Consider the following 14,868-nt stretch of genomic DNA (forward strand, 5'->3'; position numbering starts at 1 on the left):
AGGAATCCACTCCTTATTAGTCGATGATATTTTCTAAACCATAGACAAGCTGATCAATGTGCATAACCTGTTCAACTGAAAGCTTTACACCTGACATAAATGAGGCACGGTTATAAGAATCATGACGAATGGTGAGCGTCTGTCCGTCCATTCCAAACAGTACTTCTTGATGTGCGATCATACCCGGAAGTCTTACGCTGTGCAGACGGATACCGTCATAATCTGCGCCTCGTGCACCTTCGATTAATTCTTTCTCTTCTGGATGTCCTTGCTTTTTGCTTTCTCTGACTTCTGCAATCATTTCAGCTGTTTTAAGCCCAGTACCGCTCGGAGCATCAAGTTTTTTATCATGATGAAGCTCAATGATTTCAACGTCAGGAAAGTAATTCGCTGCCATTTTGGCAAACTTCATCATTAAGACTGCACCGACAGCAAAGTTTGGCGCAATAATACAGCCTATGCCCTTTTCTTCTGTTAATTGCTGGAGCTCTTTCAGGTCAGCTTCAGAAAAACCAGTGGTTCCGACGACTGGACGCACGCCATGTTCAAGCGCCTTTTTTGTATGTACTTTCCCGATTTCTGGTGTCGTCAAATCAATTAATACATCAGGTGTTGTCTCTGAAAGACACACATCAATATCTGTATAAATCGGCGCCTCAGATGTCGTATGAATCACATCAGATAATTTTTTTCCTTCGTGCGCGTGATCAAGGGCTGCCACAAGCTCAAAATGGCTCGTTTCTTCTGCCAGCTTCACAGCTTCTATCCCCATTCTTCCTCTTGCTCCAGCGATTACTACTTTGATGGTTTGGTTCGTCATCGTCTCTACTTCCCTTCTTTTTTCGTCCAGCGGTCTTTGTCTCTTGTATTGAATTTATGCATCACACGATCATGTGCTTCCTCTAGTGATATATCTAGTGAATTAGCGAGACATGTTAACACAAACAAAACATCGCCAATTTCTTCTTCCATGCTTTTTTCTGTTTCCGTTGTTTTTTTCGGCTTTTCTCCATAGTAATGGTTAACCTCTCTTGCCAGCTCGCCTAATTCTTCTGTCAGACGGGCCATCATGGCAAGCGGGCTGAAATAGCCTTCTTTAAATTGTCCTATGTAATCATCTACTTCTTGCTGCACGTGACGCAGCGTTTTTTCTTTCGTCATCAAGCTCATCCTCCTATCCATCTCTTACATGTTAGCGAAATCATAAATATTTGACAAATGTTTAAAACTCAGTTTGCTTGTTTCTCTCCCATACCATATAATATTATCGCTGTCTAAGCAAAAAAAGGAGTGGTCTCTTGCTAAAAGAAATTCGTCTTAAAAATATCGTCTTTATTTTAATAGGATCTGCGATTTTTTCTTTCGGTCTTGTTCATTTTAATATGCAGAACAATTTGGCGGAAGGCGGATTTACAGGTATTACACTGCTTTTATATTTTCTATTCCACATTGATCCATCCATTTCAAACCTTGTCTTAAACATTCCGATCTTTTTTATCGGCTGGAAAATGCTCGGCAGAACGATGTTTACTTATACAATTGTAGGTACTGTCAGTCTTTCTGTCTTTCTTGCCATCTTCCAGCGCTTTCAAATACATATGCCTCTCCAGCACGATTTGGCCCTAGCCGCACTCTTTGCAGGTGTGTTTATCGGAACAGGCCTCGGGATCATCTTTAAGTTCGGCGGTACTACCGGCGGTGTGGATATCATCGCAAGACTCATCAACAAGCATTATCAGGTAGCTATGGGACGAACAATGTTCATCTTCGACGCTTGCGTCATTACGATTTCTCTTACTTATTTAAATTACAAAGAAGCCATGTATACACTCGTCGCAGTATTTGTTGCTGCGAAGGTCATTGACTTCATGCAAGAAGGCGCTTACGCAGCCAAAGGTGCCATGATCATATCTGAAAAAGATGACATCATTCAAAAGAAAATCACAGAGGAAATGGAGCGGGGTGTGACCATTTTAAAAGGGGTCGGTTCCTATACAAAACAGGAGCGCAACGTTCTTTATTGCGTCGTCCCAAAAAACGAGCTTGTCCATCTCAAAAGCGTCGTGACCTCAGTCGATCCTCATGCGTTTGTATCCGTCAGTGACGTGCATGATGTGCTTGGTGAAGGCTTCACATTAGATGAACACAAAAAGCCGCTCAATCCGCATTAAAAAAAGAAGCCCAAAAATGGTGCTTCTTTTTTTATGATTTCGGATAATCAGCTTGTCGCTTTTGCTTCTTCTCTTTTTCAGCACGGTATTTCCGAAATCCAACATACGTTAACGTTAATAAAATGATGCTTCCCGTTGTTAAAATGACCCATAAAAGCGATGGGTCAGCCTCATCTTGATCAACGTGGGCAAATACACTCGATAAATCCTCTTCAAGCTTCGTGAGGCGCTCAAGCTTTGTCCCACTTGATGCTTTTAAAAATTCACCTTGCTCAATCACTTCCATATGCTGCTTAATCGTTTGCAGCTTTTCAGGCGAAACATCAATGGTTAAACTCGGATAGATCATATCGTATAAAGAAACCAGCTCATTCCAAGTTTCATAAAACGTTGTTGATTCCGGATCCTTCACTTCTTTTTTCAACGTAGGAAAAGACCCCATAATGGGCTTCTCCAGCGAACCCCAAAGTGGCTCAGAGTCTGACTGGATCGCATCGAGCAGCATTCTAAACTGAGAGGCATAACGAAGCTTTTCGCGCTCATTCAATTCTTCCTGCGGCAGCCCTTTTATGATATCTTGATAGCCAACTGTAATTTGCCGAATCTGCGTATTTGTCAGCGTTCCGCGCCAATTCTCAGCTTTAAATGTCTTTTCAACATACAATGCGACCTGTAACGCCTCATCATATTTAGCTTGTCTCGTTAATTGAAAGATTGAATCTGATAGTTCCGTTAATTCTTGCAGCACACTAGCGGCTGTTTCCTCGCCTTTGGCAACAGATGGCTGTAATACGAGAAAAAATAATAGAATCATCGCGATTGGCTTTCGTTTCATGCAAGTCCCTCCTAGCCCTTCTCCATACAGCGTATGAAGGAAAGGACAAGGTTAGACCAATATTGTTAAGGGAGTTCGAGCTTGACCGATTTTTTCGATAGGACGAAATAATACGAAACAAGAAGAACGGCAATGCTTAACCAAAACGTGACGTAGCCGATCTCGTTTGTATAGGCAGACAGCATAGAATAACGCGGCATCATACCAAATACATAATCAATCACATCATTATGTAAAATCCATATGCCAGCTACCACCAAATGACGCATTTTAAAACGATAATACGGTGCAAACAATACGGCTTGAACCGCCATCGCAAAGTGGGACCCAATCAGCATGTACCCTTCCCACGGAAAATCATCCACAGATAAAAGGACAAAGATATTCATTCCTACAGCCCATAACCCGTACTTCATTAAGGTCACGAGGGCAAGTGCTTCAAAATAAGGAGCGTTTCGTTTCATCAAAAAAGCAAGTAGAACAAATAAAAAGAAAAAGCTTGCCGTTGGACTGTCTGGAACAAAAGCTAAAAAGATAGCCGGCGTCTCTACAAGCTGTGGAATATACCAATAGTAGCCGTACACAGTGCCAAGGAAATTGATTATCAAGACTAGCACAAGCATATAGCGCGTGGCTAGCAGATATTGAATCCATCTCATACGTCTCTTCACTCACGATCTATTAAAATCAGAAAAAAGCTGACAGCGCCAGCTTTTTCTCTTTTGAGTATATCCTTGTACTTGCATTTAAACAACTGAATTATTTAGATTTGACCTCAGATAAATATTTAGACAGCTTTTCAAGTTCTTCATCGCTGCCTTTAAAGATACCCTTAGGCATGTTGCCTTTACCTTCAACAGCGATTTTAGCAATCTCCTCAGGTGCAAGACCATTGTCAACAAGTGACGGTCCGGCTGCTCCGCCCTGCATGTTATCCCCGTGACAGGAGATACATGTCTGCTCCTGATAAATTTTATACTCTTCCGCTGAGGTATCAATCTCTGCTTCTTTCTTAATTTCACCTTGCTTTGCCGCTGCTTCCCAATCATGAGTAGCAACAGACTCCCACGTTAAATATGTTGCTGCGCCGACTGCAAGGATCATCATCCCCACTGCAACCGGTCTTCTATACGGTCTGCGTTCAGGACCAGAATCAAGAAATGGTGCGAGCAACAGTGCACCAAACGCAATCCCGGGCATAATCATCGCACCAACTACCGTATAGCCACCTGCAGCAAATTCATATTTTAATAACTGGTACAAGAATAAGAAATACCAGTCTGGCAGCGGAATATAGCCGGTATCTGTTGGATCAGCCATCCGCTCAAGCGGAGGTGCATGAACCACAGTTAGGACAAGAAATCCAATTAAAAAAACGGCACCTACAAGCCATTCCTTTAAAAGAAAGTTCGGCCAAAAGGCTTCTGTTTTTCCCGGATATTCGGAATAGTCTTTAGGTATGTTAGGTTTTCTTTCTGCCGGAATTCTAGAGTCTCCGACAAACTTCATCCCTTTTCCCCTATGCAAAGTCATCCCCTCCTCATTGAACATTCATCAAACGCAAATTTTTTATAGCGGTCCAGAAATTCCTTGCTTACGAATCATAATAAAGTGGGCAGCCATCAGCCCAAATAATGCCGCTGGCAAGAAAAAGACATGGATAGCGAAAAATCTCGTCAGCGTTTGTGCCCCTACAATGTCAGGATGACCTGCAAGCAGCGTTTTGATCTCTTTACCAATGAAAGGCGTCGCTTCTGCAATTTGAAGACCAACCTTCGTTGCAAATAGCGCCTTCATATCCCATGGCAAGAGATAACCTGTAAAACCAAGTCCAAGCATCACAAAGAAAATGAGCACACCAACAATCCAGTTGAGCTCTCTAGGCTTTTTATACGCCCCTTGGAAAAAGACCCTTAGCGTATGTAAAAACATCATGACAATAACTAAACTCGCACCCCAGTGGTGCATCCCTCTGACAATCTGACCAAATGCCACTTCATTTTGTAAATAATAGACAGATTCCCAGGCGTTTTTAATATCCGGCACGTAATACATCGTTAAAAACATGCCCGAAAGGACTTGAATGACTGTCACAAAAAACGTTAAACCGCCAAAACAGTACACAAAAGCGGAGAAATGATGTGCTGGATTGACATGCTCTGGCACCTCATGATCCGCAATATCTCTCCATATTGGTGTAATGTCTAGCCGCTCATCTACCCAATCATAAATCTTGTTAAGCATCGTTACCCTTCCCCTTTCGGCACAGCTTTTCCAAGATAGAGGTATCCGTCCTTCACTTGCTGCTTATAATGATCAAGCGGTGCAAGTGGCGGAGTTCCGGGTACGTTTGTACCATCCTTGTCGTACAGCCCATAGTGGCATGGACAGAAAAATTTGTTTGGATTTTTCGGATCACTGTTCCAGTTCACTGTACAGCCTAAATGTTTACAGATAGGCGATAAAGCGACAATTTCATCCCCTTCTTTGTACACCCATGCTGACCTAGATTCCTTTGACTCATACCATGCATCTACTTGATCAATTTTAAAGTCAAAGCGCTTCGGTTCCTTCGTCAGTTCATCTACACTGACAACTTGAACCATATCCTGATCCTCTGTTCCTTTTAGCACAGGGTCAAGCGCAAAGCGAACCATAGGCATGAGCATTCCAGCGGCCATAAATCCCCCCACGCCGGTCAACGTGTAATTCAAAAATTGACGCCTGGACACTCCATGTCTCTTCTCGCTCATTTTTTTCTCCCCCCCTCAGGTCGTCAGCTACTTTATAACTGAATTAGAAAAAATTTCATAAAACTAGGACACCCTCATAATATATCAATCTATTCACAAGGTCAACATCCTAAAAAGCTATGTACAATGCAAATGTAAGGGTTTTTATGAAGGGTTCCACTTTTGTAACAAAAAGTTCAAAATTTGTTCTACACTGTCTTGAACAATTTTTTGCTTTAATTCTACCTTTAAATGCTCGAGCGGAACCGGCTTTAACAAAAATAGTGATTCACTAACCACCGCATGCTCTTTCCATTGGTGATCAGATGAGATCAACACAACATGCTGAAAATGATCTTCTAGCGACTGCTTCATCGTGAAGATGTCTTCTAGTTTTCGGTCATTGGCTTCTACATATGTATGTGGTGGAAAAAGAAAGACCCGCCCTTTCAGCTGTCTTTCAAGTTCCTCTGTTACAAGAATGGTAAACTCCCCTAAAGATACGGTTTGTTTGATTTGATTCACATCTATTCCAACTAATGGAATGATAGCGGTATCAATGTAATCTCTAGATTGCAAAAAGCGATCTGCATCCTCCGCTTGAAACTTCATCAATTTCCCCTCTTTCATGACATAAGCCCTGCCTGGATAGGGCAAGGCTTATTCGTTCAGTTTATGACAATAGGCTTAATTCTCTTGCTAACTTATTAAATGTTTCTTGATCATGACGGTCAAGTGCTTCATCTATCTCTTTCATAAGCCGTTCTTTTTGGAAAGTTGCGATTGAGTGTTCAAGCACTTTCTCCGCAAGATCCTTATCTTTTTCATTCTCATAAAGATCCTTTGGAATATGAGGATTTGTTTCAAGCACAGCTGCATATTCCGGCGAACGATAAGCAGAACGGAAATTCAATTGAATAAACAAATCTTGCTGTTTATTCAAACGAATATCATGAAATGACTTTTCAGCATCTGTCGTCATGATATTCTCTTTATAAAATCTAAAGGGAACTTCATCCACACAGTGTGTTGACATAATGATTCCCCTTGGGCAAAATTCTGCTTGCTCTACAAAATGAACCTTTTCCATCAAAGAGTCGTGACTCATTAAATAATTTAATATCCAAACGCACTCTCTTCGCTTTAACTGATAATGGTTTAAAAACCACCGGATGAATTCCTTCTTTTCATTGACAGAAACAGGGGTCTGCATGTTATTCCCTCCTCTATCGTAAATTAAATTGCTATACATGAATTATTCAACAAACCAGTTCTTCATTCCTGCAAACTATAAGGAAATTTCGTCTTCAATTCTTAAAATCGTTTCTTCGATTTCTTCATTCGTGCCATCTTTCTGAAGAACTTTGCGTAATAGCGGCAATGCTTCTTTTTGTCTGCCTTCTTCTAAAAGGAACGATGCGTATTCATATAAAAAGTCACGTTCCTCATCAAAATCAGGCAGAGCCAGCTTGAAGTACTCAGCTGCTTCTTTGTATTCTTCTCGTCCAACAGATGCAGATGCAGCATACCAATTCCATTTTGGATCATCTTCCCCAAAGCTTTTAACCTCTTTTATGACATCCAGAATTTCATCAAAAAGCTCTTCATTTAAATAGATCGCGAGCAATGTTTGGACCGCTTCAATATATCCCGGATCAAGAGCAAGTGCTTCTTGAAGCAGCTTTTTCGCATCTTCTGAATCCCCATTTTTCAAGTCAATCTTTGCACCATATAAATATAACTCTTTGTTATACTCATCAATTTTAATACCCTCTTTTACTACCTCTAAAGCCTCGTGATATAGTCCTTCTTCCTCATAACTTTTCGCTAAAGGCATATATAGAGACGAATAAGATGGATCAATATCTTTTAGTTCTGAAAGCTGCTGAATGGCTGTTTTCGTTCGTCCAGCCCTCATCGCTGTAAATCCGTAGCCAAAAAGTGTATTCGGATCTGTTTGATCTTTCACTGCCTTTTCGTACCATTCAAGCGCATCTTCGAATTCTCCAGCTGTGCTGAGTGATTCAGCGAGCCTCTGATAAACATTGACGCCGCCAACCTCATGTTGTTGATCTGCGACCTTGTAGAAATAGTCGGCCGCTTTCTTTGAAAGACCTTGCGAAAAATACAATTCACCTAACGCAAAATCAATAATGGCTTCATTTGGAAGCAGCTCTTTTGCTTTTAAGAGCTTTTGTTCACTGACTTCAAATAGTCCTTGCATTTGATACAAATCTGCCATTAACAGTAGGCTCTCTGGATAGGCATCATCATCTTCAGGAATCGTCTCTAATACCGAAATCGCCTTTTCTTCTTCATCAGAGTCAATCAGCAGTTCTGCATAAAAACATGTTAACCCCGTTTCCTCTGGATATAAATCATGTAAATCACTGATGAGATTTCTCGCTTTATCGATATCTCCCCAATCATAATATAACTGAGCTGCCTGCGCCTTTTCTTCATCATGCAAATGCTTTTCTGCCTGAGCAAGTGTTTGAAGTCCTTTTTCAGTCTCACCCGCCTCAACTAATTTTATGGCTTCTTGTAATGAACTATTCAAATCAAACCGTTCCTTTCTGTTTTCCAAAAACCTAAACTATTGTTACTTCATATCATAATCGACAGGTACTCATCCAGCAAATATGTTGCACTTTTAAAATGAACCCATTTTTGTGTTTTAAAGACTGGTTTTCATTTCATCCTTTACGAAACGGAAGTTTTGTAAACTGAAAACACCTGAAATTCATTTTTTGATCAGATAAAATGATTTTTTTCCAGGTTTCATCTTGAGACAAGCTATGCTATATTCCTTACAAATATGCATAAGGAAAGAAAAAGCCTGAGGACATCCTCAGACTGTTTTGGTTAAGTATTCAATGTGTTCAAAGAAATTCGGGTATGAGACGCGTACAGCATCTGTATCTTCAATCTCAACCGCTTGCTTTGTGATGCAAGCAGCAATCCCCAGCATCATACCGATTCGGTGATCTCCGTAGCTTGACACGGCTGCGCCGCCTTGAAGTGTGGTTTTACCATGAATCTTCATACCATCATCTGTTGCTTCAATATCAGCACCGAGTTTTTTAAGTTCTGACACGACTGTATCAATTCGATTGGTCTCTTTTACTTTTAACTCAGCAGCATCTTTAATGATCGTTGTTCCCTCTGCTTGTGTCGCTAGAAGCGCTATAATTGGAATCTCGTCGATAAGTCTTGAAATCATATCACCAGAAATTTCGATGCCTTTTAATGAAGAGGTAGAGATCGTTAAATCTCCATATGGCTCTCCGCCTTTTGCATCTACTTCATTGATCTCGAGATTCGCACCCATTTGTTTCAGAACATCAATAATACCCGTTCTTGTTTTGTTTAGCCCGACATTTTTTAAAACAATTTGGCTGTTAGGAACAATAGATCCAGCAACAAGGAAAAATGCAGCTGAGGAGATGTCTCCAGGAACAAATATATCTGTTGCTTTTAATGTTTGACCACCTTCAATAGAAACACTTTGTTCATCTTCGTCTAGTTTCACACCAAACATAGAGAGCATTCTTTCTGTATGATCTCTTGATTTATGCGGTTCAGTTAATGTTGTTGTTCCTTCTGCTTGAAGACCTGCTAAAAGGACAGCGGACTTAATTTGGGCGCTTGCCACCGGAGACTCATATGAGACACCTTTTAAATGGCCGCCACGAATAGAAAGCGGCGTATACTCGCCGTTTGCTCTGCCATCTATTTTCGCTCCTAGTTGTTTAAGTGGACCTGTTACTCGCTGCATTGGTCTTTTAGCAATACTCTCATCACCGATCAGTGTACTGTGAAACTCACAACCAGCTAATATTCCCATCATTAATCGAATGGTTGTACCAGAATTCCCGACATCGAGGACGTCAGACGGCTCCTTGAGCTCTTTCAGTCCCTTCCCACGGATCACAACATCTGTCCCTTTTTGTTCAATTTCAACGCCCATTTTTCTAAAACAATCAATCGTACTTAAACAATCGGCTCCAGGGAGAAAGTTTTTCACCACTGTCGTCCCATCAGCAATTGCACCAAACATCACTGATCTATGAGAAATGGATTTATCACCTGGAATATGAATGACTCCATTCATAGGAGCATGTTTATGAATTTTCATATTTGTCACCTCAGTCAGCATAAAATGTATCGTAATTCGCTCTATTTTTTATACAGATCTCTGCACGTTTACGGTCGTCTTCTGTTTGAAAACTAATGCGTAAAATCCCATTAATGTCTTCCCGCGTTTCAATAATACGGATATTCGTAATACTGATGCTCTCATTTGCTAAATGTCCTGTAATCTCCGAAATGACTCCAGGGTGATCTGGAACATCCACATAAAGGTCATAAAAAGCAGGAATGGCACCTTTTTTCCTCAGAGGAAGTCCATCACGATATTCCTTTGCCTCTTGAAAATAAGAGAACAAGCCTTCAGCGTCTTCTTGCTGTACAAAGGTCTCAATGCGATCGATCTCTTTTTTCCATTCATGGAACCGGTCTAAAATCTTGTTTTTGTTGTGCAGAAGGATATCTCGCCACATTGCAGGGTTGCTTGACGCAATACGTGTAATGTCACGAAAGCCTCCAGCAGCAAACCGTTTGACAAGTGGGAATTGTTCTTCAAAATGATGTGCTTGATGCACAAGGCTGGCTGCAACAATATGAGGGAAATGACTAATCACACTTGTTACACCATCATGTTCTTCTGGGGTCATCTCAATAAAATGAGCATTTGTACCTTTTAACAAGTCCTTCAAACGATCAACAGCCTCGCGGTTTGTTTCCTTTGCCGGCGTTAAAATGTAGAACGCATTTTCAAATAAAAAGTCTTTCGCTGCTATAACACCTGACTTGTGAGAGCCTGCCATTGGATGTCCACCAATAAATTGATAGTGCTTAGGAAGCGTTTTTTCAGCAAAATGGACAACCTTTTGCTTTGTGCTGCCAACATCGGTAATTGTGAGCTCTCTCTCAATTCCAGAGTTTGCAATATCACGAAGCATATTAACTGTTTGCTGAACTGGTGTTGCCAAAATAATAGTCGCAGATTCAGCCAAACCTGCCGCAAATGAATCAGCTGCTAAATCAATGATACCCAGCTTTGTTGCTGCAACCATTTGTTCTTTGGACACATCGTATCCAACAATTTTTTTATGAGGATACTCTTTTTTAATCGACAGTGCGATGGAACCTCCAATTAAACCAAGTCCAGCGATTAATATTGTTTCATTTGCATCATTCATGTTCATCACCTGTTTTTTCGCGAAAATTAAAAAAGCCATTTCAACAGCTTATATGTATGAGGTTGGTACAATGAAAGCCATATCCTGTAAAAGGATATGACTTTATGGTTATGCTACGCTCGAATGCCTTGCATTAAATCAGCAAGTGTACTTAGAATTTCTGCATTTTGCTCCATTGTTCCGACCGTAATACGTAAAGACGTTGGAAAACCAAGTGCTTTACCAGAACGAACAATGTAGCCTTTTTTCAATAATGCATTGAATAATTCATCTGCATCTCTTTTAAAATCAATCAGCACGAAGTTTGTTTGAGACGGATAAATAAATAGTCCAAAACGGTCAGCAAATTCTTGATATTGCTTGAGACCTGCTTCATTTTTTTGTCTGCATGATTGAATGAAGTCCTGATCTTTTATCGCTGCACGAGCTGCTGCCTGAGCGATACGACTCGTATTAAACGGCTCTCTCGCTGGTTCAATCGCAGTAATCAACTCTTCTGATGCAATGCCATAGCCTACTCGAAGCGCGGCCAGTCCATACGCTTTAGAAAACGTACGGAGTACGATAACATTTTGATAGTTGTGTAATAAAGATAAGCTGTTCGGAAAGTCTTCCGCACGAACGTATTCGACATATGCTTCATCTAGTACTACAAGCACATGAGCTGGTACTTGATCTAAAAACGCCACAAGCTCAGATTCTGACAAATGATTTCCCGTCGGGTTATTCGGGTTGCATACCCAGACGACCTTCGTGTTCTCATCAATCGCATCCAGCATGCCCTTCAGATCGTGAGCTCCTCCGTCTAAAAGCGGCACCTCTCGAATCTCTGCCCGCTCAATGATCGCATTGTGACGATATTGCGGAAAAGACGGAGCTGGGATGACGGTATTTGTATGTTGGTCAAGGAATGCCCTAGCAATAATTTGCACAAGTTCATCTGAGCCATTCCCGAATATTAATTGTTTTTCATTTACTTGAAGAAACTCAGCGAGCTCTGTTCTTAAACTTGCGCTGTATCCATCTGGATAGATCGCTAAATGTTCAAGCTCAGCTTGTATCGCCTCTCTTGCATGAGCGGAACATCCAAAAGGGTTTTCATTTGAAGCCAATTTCACAATTTTGTCTAATTGATATTCTTTTTTGACCTCTTCAATTGGTTTCCCAGGTTGATACGGTTTTAGTTGTTTTAATTGATCTTTGATTTGCAAAAGTTTCACCTCATTTGAATGAATAGAGGGGACTAAATGTTTTTGCATAGGTTTCAAACTCTCTTAAAGCGTCTTGACGAGTATCACTTGCTAACAATTGATCCTGAAGTTCTTCAATTTTTTTTACAAGTGCACTGCCTACAACGACGCCGTCACTCAGTTTATTCATTGCGTCTACCTGCTCTCTTGTTGAGATACCAAAACCGACCGCAACCGGTATGTGACTCAGCTGTTTCACTTGTTGAATAAAATCAGTAATCGATTCGTCAAAGGTTTGTCTGACACCTGTTACACCAAGAGATGAAACACAATACACAAAACCTTCTGCCTGCTCTACTATATTTACTAATCGTTCCTTACTGGTTGGTGCAACGAGCGAAATATATGAAATGTCATATGTTTGACAGTTCTTTTGCAGCTCACTGCTTTCTTCAAAAGGCAAGTCGGGTGTTAAGAGTCCCGAAATATGATTTTTGCGCAGTAAAGCGAAAAAGTATTCTGTGTCTAATTGTAACACAGGATTATAATACGTAAATAGAATTACAGGAATTTTTACACCGTTTTTTTTCATCTTCCCTGCTAATTCTATCGCTTTTACGATATTCATGCCATGATTTAGAGCTCTTTTGGAGGCTCTTTGAATGACAGGACCGTCTGCTAGCGGATCGGAATAAGGAACACCTAGCTCAATCGCATGTGCACCGGCTGCTTGAAGGGACACAGCTAAATCGATCGTGATTTCTTCTGACGGATCCCCTGCTGTAATAAATGGGATGAATAATTTCTCGTCTTGCTCTAATCGAAATGTGATCATTTGGTTTTGCCCTCACTTTCAAGCACATTCATTAATGTATGCACATCCTTATCTCCTCTTCCTGATAGGCAGACAAGGATGATTTCATCTTCACTCATTGTCCTGCTCATCTCAAACGCCTTGGCTAAAGCGTGTGCTGATTCAATCGCTGGCAGGATTCCTTCCTTTTCTGTCAGCAGCTTTAGTGCATCCAGTGCTTCTTGATCTGTAGCACTCACATATTGAACGCGTCCGCTCGCATGTAAATATGCGTGCTCTGGTCCGATCCCGGGATAATCTAGACCAGCTGAAATGGAATAGGGCTCAATAATCTGGCCAAATTCGTCTTGGATTAAATAGGTCAAAGATCCATGAATGACCCCTTTTGTCCCCTTCGTAATGGTTGCTGCATGAAGCGGCGTATCGATTCCTTTTCCAGCCGCTTCTACACCAATCAAATCAATCTCATCATCCAAAAACGCTCGGTACATTCCAATAGCATTACTTCCGCCGCCGACACAAGCAATGACTTTATGAGGGAGCCTGCCTTCTTTTTTCAGCATCTGCTCTTTTGCTTCATCACCAATCATCCGCTGGAACTCACTGACGATTTTGGGATAGGGATGAGGTCCTACAACTGAACCGATCATATAGAAATGATCACTACAGTGCTGGACCCAGTAACGAATCGCTTCGTTCGTTGCATCTTTTAATGTGCCGTTTCCGCTTGTGACAGGTATGACTTCAGCGCCAAGGAGCTTCATTCGGAATACATTGAGAGATTGTCTCTCCACATCCTCTTTTCCCATAAATACCGTGCACGATAATCCAAACTTGGCGGCCACCGTTGCAGCTGCTACTCCGTGCTGTCCAGCGCCTGTTTCTGCGATGATGTTTGATTTCCCCATTTTTTTTGCAAGCAGTGCCTGACCAAGTGCATTGTTGATCTTATGAGCACCTGTATGGTTTAAATCTTCTCTTTTTAAATAGATTTTTGCGCCGCCGAGGTATGCAGATAATTGATCAGCATATGTCAGCGCAGTCGGTCTGCCTGAATAGTTTTGCAGTAGAGAAAGATATTCTTGCTTAAAGGCTGGGTCTTCTTTTAATTCGTTAAATGCTTGTTCGATTTCTTTGAGTGGCTGCATGAGCGTCTCGGGAACAAATTTCCCTCCGAATTCTCCATATCTGCCAAGCTCATTTGGATATGCGTACATCGTTTAACATCCTTTCTTCGAGCGCTTTGATCTTAGCGCTGCTTTTCTTCCCGTTTTCTTCTATGCCGCTTGAAAGATCGATCGCTTTTGGGCTATAGGCAAGAAGCTCTGGCAGTGTTTCTGGTGTTATTCCGCCGGCAATGATGCATGCTTTCTTCAGTCGTTTTGCTTGCTGATTGTATACAGGTACCGCGTCCCATGTAAAAGCTTTGCCAGAACCGCCTCTCATCCCTTTTACTTTCGCATCAATGAGAAAACCATCGACAAACGGCGCAAATGCCGTCATTTGATCAAGTGTTTCTTTTATATCGGGATCGTGATGAAAGACTTTCCACACTACCGCCCCTGTTTGTTGTTTTATTTCTTTTGCATCCTCTCTTGTTTCATCTCCATGCAGCTGCACGATATCTAAAGGAATATGCTTTGTGATGTCACACACTTTTTGGATTTTTTCATTTACAAATACACCAGTAATCTTTTTCCTGCACTGCGAATCGGTGAGCCATTGTTTCACTTGATCTGGATCGACTTGCCTTTTACTTGGAGCAAAAATAAATCCGATCGCATCTGCTTGAGATTGCGCAATGCATTCTACATCTTCTAGTGAGACCGCCCCGCAATATTTTAAAAAAGGCTTCATCGTGG

Annotated in this window: 17 protein-coding genes; 1 reads left to right on the top strand and 16 read right to left on the bottom strand. The window is 41.3% G+C overall.

Features of this window, described 5'->3' with window-relative positions:
- Positions 1-16: 16 nt before the first annotated feature.
- Positions 17-820 (bottom strand): 4-hydroxy-tetrahydrodipicolinate reductase, encoded by an 804-nt coding sequence (gene dapB / locus NSQ36_RS10160; protein ID WP_050943854.1) that lies wholly within the window; start codon positions 818-820, stop codon positions 17-19.
- 5 nt (positions 821-825) lie between these two features.
- On the bottom strand, positions 826-1,161 hold the full coding sequence (locus NSQ36_RS10165) for a nucleotide pyrophosphohydrolase (RefSeq protein WP_024422788.1): 336 nt from the start codon (positions 1,159-1,161) through the stop codon (positions 826-828).
- A 137-nt stretch (positions 1,162-1,298) separates the two neighbouring features.
- On the opposite strand from NSQ36_RS10165, the gene NSQ36_RS10170 reads away from it, so the two are divergent.
- Positions 1,299-2,171, top strand: a complete 873-nt coding sequence (locus tag NSQ36_RS10170; protein ID WP_003215598.1) for a YitT family protein — start codon at positions 1,299-1,301, stop codon at positions 2,169-2,171.
- A 31-nt stretch (positions 2,172-2,202) separates the two neighbouring features.
- Here NSQ36_RS10170 and ypjB read toward each other — a convergent pair whose 3' ends face one another.
- The 14 genes from ypjB to NSQ36_RS10240 all read right to left on the bottom strand — a co-directional run bounded on the left by ypjB (position 2,203) and on the right by NSQ36_RS10240 (position 14,863).
- The gene (gene ypjB / locus NSQ36_RS10175) at positions 2,203-3,006 is read right to left on the bottom strand and encodes a sporulation protein YpjB (protein ID WP_044141118.1); all 804 of its coding nucleotides are present in this window, start codon (positions 3,004-3,006) and stop codon (positions 2,203-2,205) included.
- A gap of 65 nt (positions 3,007-3,071) precedes the next feature.
- On the bottom strand, positions 3,072-3,665 hold the full coding sequence (locus NSQ36_RS10180; protein ID WP_003215758.1) for a DUF1405 domain-containing protein: 594 nt from the start codon (positions 3,663-3,665) through the stop codon (positions 3,072-3,074).
- 100 nt (positions 3,666-3,765) lie between these two features.
- Complete coding sequence (locus NSQ36_RS10185; protein WP_003215888.1) at positions 3,766-4,533, bottom strand: menaquinol-cytochrome c reductase cytochrome b/c subunit; 768 nt, start codon at positions 4,531-4,533, stop codon at positions 3,766-3,768.
- Positions 4,534-4,575: 42 nt separating this feature from the next.
- The gene (qcrB, locus tag NSQ36_RS10190) at positions 4,576-5,250 is read right to left on the bottom strand and encodes a menaquinol-cytochrome c reductase cytochrome b subunit (RefSeq protein WP_003215804.1); all 675 of its coding nucleotides are present in this window, start codon (positions 5,248-5,250) and stop codon (positions 4,576-4,578) included.
- A gap of 2 nt (positions 5,251-5,252) precedes the next feature.
- Complete coding sequence (locus NSQ36_RS10195; protein ID WP_007500911.1) at positions 5,253-5,759, bottom strand: ubiquinol-cytochrome c reductase iron-sulfur subunit; 507 nt, start codon at positions 5,757-5,759, stop codon at positions 5,253-5,255.
- Positions 5,760-5,903: 144 nt separating this feature from the next.
- The gene (locus NSQ36_RS10200) at positions 5,904-6,350 is read right to left on the bottom strand and encodes a YpiF family protein (protein WP_050943852.1); all 447 of its coding nucleotides are present in this window, start codon (positions 6,348-6,350) and stop codon (positions 5,904-5,906) included.
- A gap of 61 nt (positions 6,351-6,411) precedes the next feature.
- Positions 6,412-6,951, bottom strand: a complete 540-nt coding sequence (locus NSQ36_RS10205; RefSeq protein WP_003215573.1) for a ReoY family proteolytic degradation factor — start codon at positions 6,949-6,951, stop codon at positions 6,412-6,414.
- 75 nt (positions 6,952-7,026) lie between these two features.
- A complete protein-coding gene (locus NSQ36_RS10210) occupies positions 7,027-8,298 on the bottom strand; it encodes a tetratricopeptide repeat protein (RefSeq protein ID WP_034620428.1) in 1,272 nt (423 codons plus the stop codon).
- Positions 8,299-8,589: 291 nt separating this feature from the next.
- Positions 8,590-9,876 (bottom strand): 3-phosphoshikimate 1-carboxyvinyltransferase, encoded by a 1,287-nt coding sequence (gene aroA, locus NSQ36_RS10215; RefSeq protein ID WP_050943850.1) that lies wholly within the window; start codon positions 9,874-9,876, stop codon positions 8,590-8,592.
- Positions 9,877-9,886: 10 nt separating this feature from the next.
- Complete coding sequence (locus tag NSQ36_RS10220; protein ID WP_137055041.1) at positions 9,887-11,002, bottom strand: prephenate dehydrogenase; 1,116 nt, start codon at positions 11,000-11,002, stop codon at positions 9,887-9,889.
- A gap of 113 nt (positions 11,003-11,115) precedes the next feature.
- Positions 11,116-12,213 carry a histidinol-phosphate transaminase gene (gene hisC / locus NSQ36_RS10225; protein WP_003215818.1) on the bottom strand — a complete coding sequence of 366 codons (1,098 nt, stop codon included), beginning with the start codon at positions 12,211-12,213 and terminating at the stop codon, positions 11,116-11,118.
- A gap of 10 nt (positions 12,214-12,223) precedes the next feature.
- Entirely contained in the window at positions 12,224-13,027 is an 804-nt protein-coding gene (trpA, locus tag NSQ36_RS10230; RefSeq protein ID WP_050943849.1) for a tryptophan synthase subunit alpha, read from the bottom strand.
- Positions 13,024-14,223, bottom strand: a complete 1,200-nt coding sequence (gene trpB, locus NSQ36_RS10235; RefSeq protein ID WP_226803633.1) for a tryptophan synthase subunit beta — start codon at positions 14,221-14,223, stop codon at positions 13,024-13,026. Before trpB ends, trpA begins: the two co-directional genes overlap by 4 nt.
- Positions 14,204-14,863, bottom strand: a complete 660-nt coding sequence (locus tag NSQ36_RS10240) for a phosphoribosylanthranilate isomerase (RefSeq protein ID WP_226803634.1) — start codon at positions 14,861-14,863, stop codon at positions 14,204-14,206. Before NSQ36_RS10240 ends, trpB begins: the two co-directional genes overlap by 20 nt.
- Between the last annotated feature and the right edge of the window lie 5 nt (positions 14,864-14,868).

Source organism: Bacillus sp. FSL W8-1143 (assembly GCF_037965155.1).
Taxonomy (GTDB): Bacteria; Bacillota; Bacilli; order Bacillales; family Bacillaceae; genus Bacillus; species Bacillus pumilus.